The following is an 11,889-nucleotide window of genomic DNA, read 5'->3' on the forward strand; positions in this document are numbered from 1 at the left end:
ATACTCATTGTCCATCTTACACCATCTGTCAGCATCTAGGCAAGGTCATGCGGGTAGTCGTCACATTAACGTCCAAATTAGTCTTCAGAGTCGTCCAACTCTTCTGGATCGACCGGGATAACCGGTTCAGTTGGTTCTGTTATGATTGTCCGCTCAATGGCATCCACTCTCAGCACACGTTCACCACCGGCATCTATGACTGGAATATACCATATCGGCCCATACATGCTCAAATCTTCAAGATGAAGCGTGCGCTGATACGATAGAATCGGCTGTCTGACGGTCGTATTGGAGCTGATGGCATTGTTCTGGAACAGAACTTCGACGGCCTGACGGTCAGTGATGATTTCCATCGGGCTGCCTTGCGTCGTCATTGGTCCGGCATAGCTCTGCTGGTAAGAAATGATGTTGCCGTCACTCCCGTAAAAGAGAGAAATTTCCGACGTACCGTCAGCTACCGGGATGCCTTCGACTATCTGAGCATACACGAATCGGTTCTCAGATTTATCGTAACGCAGGAAGGTGTACTCACTCCCGAAAAGGACCGCTCCACTGGTGATGAATTCATCCAGAACGTCATAATCGGCTGCTGTAAATCCATCATCTGGATTCCCTTCTATTTCGATCGGATCGGACAGGATACTCGTATAAAGTGACCCGTCCTGAGCAATCGATCCGGCCTGGTTTTCGAGCTGATCGCTGTTTTCCTCGAGCAGGTTGTTCCGGTCGGCCTGGACATAGTAGACTTCTCTAACTTCTTCTGTCAAGTTCGGCAAGTCGATCCCGATCTGTTCCATTTCTCTCATCAAGTTGATCTGGTCAGGTGCCGTCGATGCGTGCTGCAGATCGCTCCGGTTCAGAAAACTGATCAGCAGGTAGATATTCAGAAGCATAAAGGTCATGAGAAAGATGTTTTCGATTTTCTTAAAGTCCATTATGCATCTCCTCCTGTAGCTGAATGTAACGATTCAGCTCATACCAGACATTGTCTGACTGCACGTACCAGTTCGGTTCAAAATGAACGACACGGCTGTCTTCTTCACTCTGGACCCAGGTTAGCCCTTTCCTGATATTCTGTACAGGATCCAGACCGGGGCCAGTATTCTCTAATTGTTCAACGACACTGACTCCGCTTGGAAGAGTTTTAGCAGTTTCTCCACCTAGGGTCAGAGGGGTCTGAACGACCCTCAGCGGCACTCTCAAATTACTCAAGCCACTTTCCACTACAGTAATGAGGACTGATGATTCCAGCTGCTGCGTACTGAAGACTGGATAGCCTTGAATATAGCGCTGAAAAGTTACTTCACTGGTTCCATGTGTGTACTGCTGGTAATGGATCGTTTCTGTCCAGTTCTCGACTTGTCTCAGTTCCTGGAAACTGCTGAGCAGACGCTCACTGAATGTCATCTGCCCCATGTCAGTCCGCTGTCTCAAATAAGTCAACGTATTCACTGCATCATTGATTCGTACTTCCGTCGTCAGATCGATATAGCGCGTCGTCTGTCCAGTCCGTCTGGCATCGACCTCTGACGTATCCGCAAAGAACTGATTGATATACAGGTTGTTCGGCAGGCGTTCAACCAGATAGTCCTTGTACTCTATTTCTACTTCATCAGCTGAGAGATAGGTGAATGAGTCGCCAAGAGCAACAGTTTCCACTTCAATAAACTGATTGTTTGCGGCGAACAGCAGCTCATTGATGATTTCCGAAGTGAAATTCGATTCAGACACTGTGTAGTTGATTTCATTACTGACATCGTAAAATCCGATATTCTCAATATTATCTCGGTTCAAATAGAATCGGTTGAAGATACGGTTCTCATAATCGGTCGGCAGATCATCGAAAGCTTCTTCGAACAGACCGAACGGAATGGGCGCATCAAAGACGAACTCCACCCACTCCCCCGTAGCTAGCTTGTCCTGATAGGCTTCCCGACTAAGGCGCTGAGGGTTGTTTACCTCACCAAAATTCATGGTATTAAAATACTCTTCGATCCAGTCCCTGGTATGGAACGCATTGGCTTTCTGTTTGCTTTCATTGATCGAGCGGTGCCAGACGATCTGATTGGGTGCAAAGACCTCTGTCAGTGTCCGGTCGACGAGGGAGGCTGGAACGAATCCACTTCCTCCTGAAGCAGGTTCTCTGAGTTCCCCGCCGGCTGTCCATAGCTGAAAGCTCAGAAACAGGCTGATGCCTATAAGCACGATCAGCAGCACATGTTTAATTCTGGACCAGGTCATACCCACTCATCCTCCTCTTCAAATGGCACATAAGGAAGCGACAGATAAAAGGTCGTTCCTTTTCCTTCTTTACTTTCAGCCCAGATGCGGCCACCATGCTGTTCAACGACCTCCTTGGAAATCGCCAAGCCCAAGCCGCTACCGCCCATTGCGCGGGATCTTGCACGGTCGACACGGTAGAATCGGGTAAAGATCTTGTTCAAGTCGGCTTTCGGAATCCCCATTCCTTCGTCTGAAATGCTGATGATCACTGCATCGTCAGTCTTCTGCATGCGGCCAGTAATGGTTCCGCCATCCGGTGAATATTTGATTGCGTTGTTCATGATATTGTCGAGCACCTGAATCATGCGGTCAGGATCCACCTCAACGAAGATCGCTTCTCTAAGCAGCTCTTTATGAATACGATAATTTCTCGTCTCGTATTCCGCTGAATGGATCAGCATGTCAAAGCGGTTCAGGACATGATCGAGCATTTCAGTGATATCCACGATTTCAAGTTCAAGAGAACTCTTTCCTGAGTCGATGCGAGACAGGTGAAGCAGATCCTGGATCATTCGAATCATCCGGTCTGTTTCATTCTGCGTCACTTCCAGGAACCGCGGAGCAAGTTCAGGGTCTTCCCAAGCCCCATCTGCCAGTGCTTCAATATAGCTGCGCATACTGGTCAGAGGTGTTCTCAATTCGTGGGAGACATTGGATACGAACTGTTTTCTTTCTTCATCGATACGTTCCTGCTCAGTGACATCGTGCAGCACACAGACAATTCCGCTGATGAAGCCGGACTCTCTCTGGATAAGAGAGAAGGAAGCTCTCAGCAGTGTCGCTACACCGCCTTCGCTTGCATTGACCAGGACATCATCCTGCTTTTCAAGAATCGTTCGGAGTGTAATTTCTTCTTCAACATTCAATACGGATAATAGATTTTCTCCAATGGCTTCTTCATCCGTTCGTTCCAGCATCGTCTGAGCCATATCATTGATAATGATGATTTTTCCTCGTCTGTCGGTCGCAATGACACCATCGGTCATATGAGTCAGGACACTGTTCAGACGGCGTCTTTCCGCATCGATGGACTCCTGAGCTTCAGCTACATCATCAGACAAGTCATTGATCAGCCCTGCAAGCTGTCCCAGTTCATCTTCGCCGTAGACCTTCAGCGTTCCTGAATAGTCCCCATCAGCGATCTGACGGGTCTGGATCTGCATCTCTTTAATCGGTTTAGTCAGTGCACGGGATACCATATTAGCCAGAACTAAAGATAGAATAATTGCGACTGCACTGGACTGCAGGAAAATCCACGTGATCTGAGAAATCTGTGCATACACCGATTCGATGTTGCTTTCCATTAAAATAGCGCCAAGAAACTGTCCATCATCCGCATCCGAAAAGACGGGTTCAACCACTTTCCATCTCCGGTTGTTCGTTACCGGATCGATCACCTGTCTAGGGACCGTCGATTCAGTAAACAGCGCCTGTCTCAAATCCACATCATCTGACAGCTGCCCGATGATGTTCTGTTGAGTACTGTCACTTGTTCCGACGACTACCAGATCATCATTGACGACCTGAAGATCGGTGATGCCACTGCCTGAAAAGTCGGTCAGCAGGCTGTTGATCTCCTGAACCGGATCGACTTCATTGTCCTCAGTGTTATTGGCTTCAAGCTCTAGCAAAGGCAAGATCGCACTTTCCAGAAAGCTCATCTGAACTTGTCTGTCTTCCTGGAAATTGGCGACCAGCTGTCTCTCAATCTGGGTAATAAAATTCGCCCCGATTAGCTGCAGGGCGAATACAAGTAATAAGACTATGACAAAGACGATCTTTGTATTGATAGACTGATAAAATCTGATTTTTTTCTTCATAAATCACTACTTCTCCTGTTGTTCAGGACTTCTTAAATAATAACCTACTCCTCGTCGAGTTACTAAGAACGTCGGGTGACTTGGGTTGTCTTCGATTTTTTCACGCAGACGTCTGACGGTTACATCGACGGTTCTGACATCTCCGAAGTAATCGTATCCCCATACTGTTTCCAGTAAATGTTCACGAGTCATGACCTGACCGATATGTCTGGCCAGATAATGAAGCAACTCGAATTCACGGTGAGTCAGTTCGATCGTATCTCCACGTTTGGATACGATATAGGCATCCGGGTGGACAGTCAGATCGCCAACTTCGATGTCATTGGTTTCTTCCTTGACCGGCTCATTGCTCTGAATAGACGACTGACGTCTGACATTCGCCTTTACGCGGGCAACCAGTTCACGGTTGGAAAATGGCTTGGTCACATAGTCATCTGCGCCCAGTTCCAGACCAAGGACTTTGTCGATCTCCTGATCTTTCGCAGTCACCATGATGATCGGCGTGTCTCTAGTCTTGCGTACTTCACGGCAGACTTCCAGGCCATCCATTTTTGGAAGCATCAGATCTAAAACGATCAGATCCGGATTCTCCTCTTCCACTTTTTCTACTGCCTCTTCACCATCATATGCGGTGACGACTTCGAATCCTTCTTTTTCTAAATTAAATTTCACTATATCTGAAATCGGCTTTTCATCGTCGACGACTAATATTTTTTTCAAAGGCGTTCCTCCTCAGAAACATTTTACTTGCTCAATCAAAATCATAGAATCTGTTCCTCTAGATTATACCGCACCTGAAGGTCAGGTTCAATTTAAGGTGAATCATTGATTCATCTGCTTAAACCAGATGAACGGTCAGTGCGACCGAGTCGTTGGCTTTGACCGCTTTATCTGGTCTGATTTCCAGAGATGCGACAGACGGATGATCAAGAATAATCACCGGAATAACCGGCTGGAACCCTCTATCTTCAATTAACTGCTTGTCGAACTCGGCCAGCTTCTGTCCTTTTTCAACAGTCATATTCCGTTGAACAAACGTTTTAAACCCCTCACCGTTCAGTAGTAAGGTATCGATACCGATATGGATCAGTACCTTGATTCCTTCTTCGGTTTCTATATAATAGGCGTGTTTGGCATCGGCTACCTCGATCAGCTTGCCACTTACCGGTGCATAAACTGAATCTGATGTCGGGATGATTGCAAAGCCATCGCCGATCATCTTCGCTGAAAACAGCTCATCAGGCACTTCTTCAATAGTGATAACCCCTCCATCGGTTACCGAAAAGACGTCCATCGTATGAGCCGATTCACTGATTTCATGTTCTCCAAATTCAGCTGGTTGATTCCCCATAGTTTTCTCCTTTTTCATTCAATAACAAACTGCATTGTAGATGCTACTATTCTAACAATTAAAGCCATTTCAAGCAATGTCTTTTGAAAATAGCGTTTTGGTTGGTCTTTATTCGTCTTCGTGGTATTCTATTTATATAAAACCGCCGACAGGCAGCATATGCAAAGGAGGGGCAAAATGGATTTAGGATATATCCTTTCTCTCGTCATTTTAGGTGTGTCACTCGTTGTTCTTATCGTCATGGGCTTTTTAGCTATGAAGAAAATGAAACCGACTTTGAAAAACATCGAAGACACCAAAGAAGTGGTCAACGGACACATCGATCATTTCACGCGTGAAGCAGAAGTCATGCAGGAAAAAGTCGGCCATATTATGGCTCGGGTCGATAACACTAAGAATGTTGCGGAGATCAAGATTCAAAATTTTGACGAACTTTCAGACAGTGCAGCCAGTCTTTCCGAATCTCTCATGTACCTGAAAGAACACGGAGTTGAGTATTCAAAAGGCATCGCTGAAAACAGCTACAAGGAATTGAAAACAGACGGACCCCGTTTAGCCAGAACATTCAAACTGGCTTTCAAGAAAACGGTCGATAAACAGAAACAGCGGCACAAAACCGGACACGCTGATCAGCTGCCCGCTGTAGTCAATCATCAGTTAACTGAAATCGAAAGGTAGGAGACATCTATGCCAAAAGTAAGTTTAACCAAAGCCGTATTATTGAGTGCCGCATCAGCCTTTACTGCTCTGCTGCTTGCACCGAAACCAGGAAAAGCATTCCGCCAGGATCTTAAAGAGGAAGCTCTTAAATTAAAGGACACCGGTGAAGAAAAAGCCCACGAGCTAGTGGATGACTTCAAAGCGTCTTACATGGAAGCTGAAAGAGAACTGGAGTCTGAACAAGCTAAACTGGATGCCAAGCAGGCTAAGCTCAGCCAGACGATTGAAGAGATTGAAAGAGATCTGGCTCGAAGTGAAGCTGAGAATCAGGATGACACCGTCGTTGTGGATCCGGCAGCTGCCAGTCATGCGATGTATGCAGATGACAAAACCGCTGACGTGAAGAATACACCGCTTGAACCTGAACAGGATCAGGCTATTCCTAAAGATAAAGTAGACGAAGCTCTACATGACAACTACTTGTCAGACAATGAAGACTTCCAGCTCGATAAAGACAATCTAGCTGACGAAGAAGATGCTTCTCACAAAACAAATCCGAATAACTAATAGAATAGAGTTTGAAATCAGGCACCGGATTGCGGATTACTGCAGTCCAGTGCCTTTTTGAATGTTTCGGGCTGGATTCCTGTATTGTCGGGTATGGTTGGATTTGGGGGACGAAAGGTCCATAAAAAGATATATGGACCTTTCGCACCACACACAAGGTCTCCAATGCCTCATAAATCGGTATTATGAAGCATCTGACGAGTATGAGGCGTCCCCAACACCTCACAACATACAGATATGAGTCATTCGACTCATTCTATTCAGAAAACCCAACCCAATTAGGACTGAAAAATTCTCCATGAGATTTTTCTTCAGCCTTTTATGTCCTTGTCCTCTTTTACGCATAAAAAAGCGGGAGAAATCATCTGCTGACTTCTCTCGCCTTCTCTCTTATTATTCTGTTTTTCTGACCCACACGGAAATAGATTCTGCATTGACAGGGAAAGTGGCTTTCCCTTCTTCATCGATTTCGATTTCTTCATCTCTGTTGTTCATCAGGTCGACATAGACCTCATTAGCATGCAGTTCGCCAACAGACATTTCCTTAAATCCTTCGTCTCCATTTGACATGATGACCGCACACCCTTCAGGATGCTCGTCGTTTCCTGTTCGGGTAAAACCGATACAATTTCCGTGATCCAGGTAATTGTACTGTTCACCGTACGCGTAATCTTTTCTCGCTTTCAAAAGCAACTCAATTTCTCTGCGACATCCATCGTAGTCGACGTCTCCCTTGTACCCATAATAGTCGCTATAGAATACACACGGGTAGCCGTAGTAGCTTAATAGAATAAAGCCGTATGCCAGAGGTTTGAACCACGGCTCGACGTACGATTCCAGAGACTGCCCCGGCTGAGAATCGTGATTCTCAACAAAAGTGACCGCCTGTTCAGCATTCGCCTTGTAAAGTGTCCCGTCCAGAAGACGTCTCAAGTCGAATGCATTGTGCTGCTTGGATGCTTCATGAAGCGCATAGTGGAAACGTACATCCATCATGGAAATGGAATAATTATGTTCTTCCAGATACTCCTCAAGATAATTATAGCGCTGATGCCAGTATTCCGCTACGAAGAAGAACTCTTCGCCATGAACCTCTCTGACATCTTCGATCAGTTCTCTCATGAACTGGCTGTCTATATGTTTTACTGCATCCAGCCTGATTCCATCGATATTTGTTTCTTCGATGAACCAGTGGATCCATTTTTTCGTTTCTTCAACGACTTCAGGGTGACTGTAGTCGATATCTGCAAACATCAGGTAGTCAAAATTACCGAACTCGGTGGAGACGTTGTCATCCGATGCCCAGCCTTTGTCTTCTCCTTCGATTCTGTAAATGCCTTGCTCTCCTGTAATCGTGTCTTCTGATACCCCTGAAAAATGGTACCAGTGCCATTCAAAGTCAGAGTACTTGCCTTCCCTGCCTGGAAAGTTGAAATACGTCCAGGACTCGATTTCGCGTGTATCGCCTATGGCATCGTGACGATTCTCCGGATCGACAGGTGTGGCTTCGAACCGTTCAGTTCCATCTGCCCCTGCCTTATGGTTGAAGACGACATCGGCATAGACATGAATCCCCTGTTCGTGCAGTGCCTCAATTGCTTCCAGCAGTTCGTCCTTAGTCCCGTACTTGGTGCGTACCGTTCCCTTCTGATCAAATTCTCCCAAGTCATAGAGATCATAGATACCATACCCTACATCATCCTGACCGACTGATTTAAAACAGGGGGGAATCCATACTGCCGTGACACCAATCTCGCTCAGGTGCTCAGCATCCTCTTTCAATCGTTTCCAGTGCTTACCATCATTTGGCAAGTCCCATTCAAAGTACTGCATCATTGTTCCATTCATTGATATGTCTCCCCTTTTAGCTGTCTTCTAAATTAAAGACACACTGTATCTTTTAATTTTACCTTTCACTCTACTTAAATACAAAAGTTATCACTTTCTGCATAAAAAATCCGCCCTCCATTTAAATCAATGAAGAGGCGGATTAAGTTTGTATTATGCTCGTTTTCTCCATATTCCTGGAGAAAATAGAATGAGTATAGGTAAAATTTCCAATCTTCCCATAATCATAGATATGGAAAGAACGATTTTGTTCAGCGGACTAAAGAAAGAGTAAGATGAGTCTGGGCCAACAACCCCGAATCCAGGGCCAATATTGTTGAAGTTTGCCGCCACCGCACTGAATGACGAGGTAAAGTCATCAACTTCCAGACTGATCAGGAGGAGCACACAAGCGAATACCATAATATAGACTATCAGATAGTTCGCAATCGCTTTGAGCATTTTTCCTTCAATTGCCTTGTGTTCAAAATGGACACTGACTAGTCGGTTAGGGTAGGCATTTCTCTGTAGCTCAGAGAAAGCAGTTTTGATGAGAATAGCAACACGTGAGACTTTTATCCCCCCACCGGTAGATCCAGCCATGCCTCCAATAAACATGGTGAACAGAAGAATCATTCTTGAGAACAGCGGCCACGTGTTGAAATTATCAGTAGAAAACCCTGTTGTCGTCATGATGGAAGTCACACTGAAGAAACTGTGACGCAAAGCCTCTCTGTGGCCATAGGCGGTCATGCTCAACTGAACTGTGATGAGAATAATTGCTCCACCGACAAACCCCAGATACCATTTCAACTCCTCACTTTTGAATACTTCTTTAAAATGACGGGTCAGCGCCAAAAAGTATAGATTAAAGTTTGCTCCAAATACAAGCATGCCTATACCAAGAATCACCTCAATCACTACATTATCATAAGGAGCTATACTGCCGTTGCGCATACTGAATCCACCTGTTCCTGCTACACCAAAAGCATGGATGATCGCATCAAACAATGGCATTCCGGCTAAAAACAATGCTGCAATCACTATGATTGTGAATAGAATGTAAATATAATAAAGAATTTGAGCAGACTTCGATAACCTTGAAACGATTTTTCCAAATGTAGGTCCAGGAACCTCAGCTTTCATGATATGCACAGTTTCTGATTCCATATGAGGCAGAACTGCCAGTGCAAAAACCAGCACCCCCATCCCACCAATAAGATGAGTAAAGCTTCGCCAAAACAAGCTCGATCGGGATAGAGCCTCAACATCATCAAGGATACTGGCCCCAGTAGTTGTAAATCCACTGGTCGTTTCGAAAATAGCATCAGTTAACGAGGGGATGTCTCCATTAAGAACAAAAGGAAGAGCTCCGAAAAACGAAAGAACTATCCAGGATAAGGAGACGATGACAAATCCTTCTTTTGCGTATAAATTTTTTACTACGGGCTGTTTTTTTGTAAAAAGATAGCCGATAATTCCTGTTACCAGAGCTACAACCAGAAAGCTCAAAGAATAACGGATTGATTCTCTATATATAAGACTTACAACTATAGGAAAAAACAGCAGCAATGCTTCAATCTGCATAAGTCTTCCTATAATGTATGCGACCATTGGTTTATTCACTTGTGTTCCTTCCTATGCTAAAATATCTTCTATATTTTCAAGACGCTTCTTAGTCGTGACGACAATTACCTGATCATCCGGTTTGAGAAAGTCCTTACCACTTGGGAAAATTGTTTTCTTTCCTCTGATGATATAGGCGATCAGTAAGTTATCTTTCATTTTCAAATCCTGAAGTGTGTGATTAAGAACTTTAGATTGTTCAGGTACTCGAAATTGTATAGCTTCTACCTGATTATCAGCAATCCTGAAGAGTGCCTCTACATTTGATCCATCATTTGATTGAAGAGATCGGACAAATCTAAGGATTTCATTAGCTATCAGACGTTTCGGAGTGATAATGGACTGAAGGCCAACATTTACTAACAATTTAAGGAGATCTGTTCTACTTACTTTAGTGATTACTTTTTTTGCTCCCTGATTTAATGCAAATAGAGAAATAAGGAGATTCTCCTCGTCTACCCCGGTAAGACTGATGACTGTATCGTATAGCTCGATTCGTTCTTCCTTCAAAAATTCCTGATCGGTTCCGTCTCCTTCGATTACCACTACACGAGGATACTGTTCACTCAACTCTTTTGCGACGTCATGATTGGCTTCGATCACTTTCAGTTCAATGTTCATTCCTGAAAGCATATCCAGTAGATAATGAGCCACTCGTCCCCCACCTACAATCAAAGCAGAACGAATCTTGTGCTGTCTATGTCCGCATTTTCTATATAATTTCGTCAGATCTCTTTTGTTACCTGTAACGAAGATCCGGTCTCCCGTTTCCAGTTGGGTGTCTCCACTAGGTATGAATACATAATCATCTCTGGATACCGCACAGACCAGCACATTTCCGAAGTTCTTCTTGAAATCTCCTAAGAAACTGTTGGAAAGCTGATTATTTCTCTTCACTTCTATTTCAACGATATTGACTTTCCCGCCGGCAAACTGCTCGACACTGAGTGCTTCTGAATAGCGAACGACTCGAGTAATATCCTTAGCAGCTTCCAGTTCGGGATTGATCATCATTGTAATACCCAATCCTTCACGCATGAAGTTCATATGTCCGGCGTATTCAGGATTTCTTACTCGGGCAATTGTATGTTTAGCACCTAGTTTTTTGGCTATGATTGATGAAATAATGTTAATCTCATCTTGTGGTGTAACAGCTATAAAAATATCACATGTAGCAACATTTGCGTCTACTTGTGAATCGTAACTTGCTGAATTTCCGACGAGACCTGTAATATCATTTTTACTTATAATTCTATCCAGCTTCCACTCGTTCTTTTCAATCAGTACAATATCATTACCTTCAAGCGAGAGTTCTCTGATGAGAACTTCTCCCACCTTCCCTCCACCTGCAATCACTATATTCATTATGCAGACTCCTTTTTACTAAATATCTTCTTCATCATAGCAGAAATAGGAGTCTTTTCAATATTCATCTGTTGTGTGTATGTGTCAAGACTTTGGCGGAAACTTTTTTTTCTAGAGATGGTAACTCTTCAATTTTAATATTAAAATGGCTCATTCTGTGTGTTTCATTACCCAAACATTTTCTTCAGTTGTCCCATTGGACTTGATGTGGAACTATAATTAGCTATTTCTCCCATTTTAACGCCTATAGAAGGACGATTAATCTTTTTCAAAACAGCTCTAACAGCGCCTTTAAATTCAGGGACAATGGTTTGTTCAAATGCAGGTAGTTCGGCTCTTAAAGCTTCTAAAAGCGTTCCGTTTTTACGAGCTGAAATAATTGAAGCTAAG

General features: G+C 44.2%; 11 protein-coding genes. 2 read left to right on the plus strand and 9 right to left on the minus strand.

Going from position 1 to position 11,889, the window contains the following annotated elements; translation table 11 throughout:
- Nucleotides 1–77 precede the first annotated feature (77 nt).
- The 5 genes from BLR76_RS06675 to BLR76_RS06695 form a co-directional block, all read right to left on the minus strand.
- Complete coding sequence (locus BLR76_RS06675; RefSeq protein WP_091267085.1) at nucleotides 78–935, minus strand: two-component system regulatory protein YycI; 858 nt, start codon at nucleotides 933–935, stop codon at nucleotides 78–80.
- The gene (locus BLR76_RS06680; RefSeq protein WP_091267088.1) at nucleotides 925–2,241 is read right to left on the minus strand and encodes a YycH family regulatory protein; all 1,317 of its coding nucleotides are present in this window, start codon (nucleotides 2,239–2,241) and stop codon (nucleotides 925–927) included. Before BLR76_RS06680 ends, BLR76_RS06675 begins: the two co-directional genes overlap by 11 nt.
- Entirely contained in the window at nucleotides 2,238–4,103 is a 1,866-nt protein-coding gene (gene walK / locus BLR76_RS06685) for a cell wall metabolism sensor histidine kinase WalK (RefSeq protein ID WP_091267091.1), read from the minus strand. The genes BLR76_RS06680 and walK overlap by 4 nt, the downstream gene beginning before the upstream one ends.
- Before the next feature lie 6 nt (nucleotides 4,104–4,109).
- Nucleotides 4,110–4,823 (minus strand): response regulator YycF, encoded by a 714-nt coding sequence (gene yycF / locus BLR76_RS06690; RefSeq protein WP_091267093.1) that lies wholly within the window; start codon nucleotides 4,821–4,823, stop codon nucleotides 4,110–4,112.
- Between the two features lie 118 nt (nucleotides 4,824–4,941).
- On the minus strand, nucleotides 4,942–5,454 hold the full coding sequence (locus BLR76_RS06695; RefSeq protein WP_176759634.1) for a PTS sugar transporter subunit IIA: 513 nt from the start codon (nucleotides 5,452–5,454) through the stop codon (nucleotides 4,942–4,944).
- Nucleotides 5,455–5,631: 177 nt separating this feature from the next.
- Between BLR76_RS06695 and BLR76_RS06700 the strand changes: the two genes are divergently transcribed.
- Both BLR76_RS06700 and BLR76_RS06705 read left to right on the plus strand, forming a co-directional pair.
- Complete coding sequence (locus tag BLR76_RS06700) at nucleotides 5,632–6,132, plus strand: DUF948 domain-containing protein (protein ID WP_091267099.1); 501 nt, start codon at nucleotides 5,632–5,634, stop codon at nucleotides 6,130–6,132.
- Nucleotides 6,133–6,141: 9 nt separating this feature from the next.
- Nucleotides 6,142–6,681: a YtxH domain-containing protein gene (locus BLR76_RS06705; RefSeq protein ID WP_091267102.1), complete on the plus strand. Its 540-nt coding sequence runs from the start codon at nucleotides 6,142–6,144 to the stop codon at nucleotides 6,679–6,681.
- A 393-nt stretch (nucleotides 6,682–7,074) separates the two neighbouring features.
- On the opposite strand, the gene BLR76_RS06710 is transcribed toward BLR76_RS06705, so the two are convergent.
- The 4 genes from BLR76_RS06710 to BLR76_RS11800 all read right to left on the minus strand — a co-directional run.
- On the minus strand, nucleotides 7,075–8,529 hold the full coding sequence (locus tag BLR76_RS06710; RefSeq protein ID WP_091267104.1) for an alpha-amylase: 1,455 nt from the start codon (nucleotides 8,527–8,529) through the stop codon (nucleotides 7,075–7,077).
- Nucleotides 8,530–8,682: 153 nt separating this feature from the next.
- A complete protein-coding gene (locus BLR76_RS06715) occupies nucleotides 8,683–10,134 on the minus strand; it encodes a TrkH family potassium uptake protein (protein ID WP_091267106.1) in 1,452 nt (483 codons plus the stop codon).
- Between the two features lie 12 nt (nucleotides 10,135–10,146).
- Nucleotides 10,147–11,499: a Trk system potassium transporter TrkA gene (trkA, locus tag BLR76_RS06720; RefSeq protein ID WP_091267109.1), complete on the minus strand. Its 1,353-nt coding sequence runs from the start codon at nucleotides 11,497–11,499 to the stop codon at nucleotides 10,147–10,149.
- 167 nt (nucleotides 11,500–11,666) lie between these two features.
- A partial coding sequence (locus BLR76_RS11800) for a hypothetical protein (protein ID WP_176759635.1) occupies nucleotides 11,667–11,889 on the minus strand: 223 nt, incomplete at its 5' end.

The organism is Alkalibacterium thalassium (assembly GCF_900101165.1).
Taxonomy (GTDB): Bacteria; Bacillota; Bacilli; order Lactobacillales; family Carnobacteriaceae_A; genus Alkalibacterium; species Alkalibacterium indicireducens.

What these genes read in the sequence shown, in the direction of transcription:
- BLR76_RS06695 (WP_176759634.1), bottom strand. Translation starts at nt 5,454, where the DNA reads ATGGGGAATCAACCAGCTGAATTTGGAGAACATGAAATCAGTGAATCG.
- BLR76_RS06700 (WP_091267099.1), top strand. Translation starts at nt 5,632, where the DNA reads ATGGATTTAGGATATATCCTTTCTCTCGTCATTTTAGGTGTGTCACTC.
- walK (WP_091267091.1), bottom strand. Translation starts at nt 4,103, where the DNA reads ATGAAGAAAAAAATCAGATTTTATCAGTCTATCAATACAAAGATCGTC.
- BLR76_RS06680 (WP_091267088.1), bottom strand. Translation starts at nt 2,241, where the DNA reads ATGACCTGGTCCAGAATTAAACATGTGCTGCTGATCGTGCTTATAGGC.
- BLR76_RS06675 (WP_091267085.1), bottom strand. Translation starts at nt 935, where the DNA reads ATGGACTTTAAGAAAATCGAAAACATCTTTCTCATGACCTTTATGCTT.
- trkA (WP_091267109.1), bottom strand. Translation starts at nt 11,499, where the DNA reads ATGAATATAGTGATTGCAGGTGGAGGGAAGGTGGGAGAAGTTCTCATC.
- BLR76_RS06705 (WP_091267102.1), top strand. Translation starts at nt 6,142, where the DNA reads ATGCCAAAAGTAAGTTTAACCAAAGCCGTATTATTGAGTGCCGCATCA.
- BLR76_RS06710 (WP_091267104.1), bottom strand. Translation starts at nt 8,529, where the DNA reads ATGAATGGAACAATGATGCAGTACTTTGAATGGGACTTGCCAAATGAT.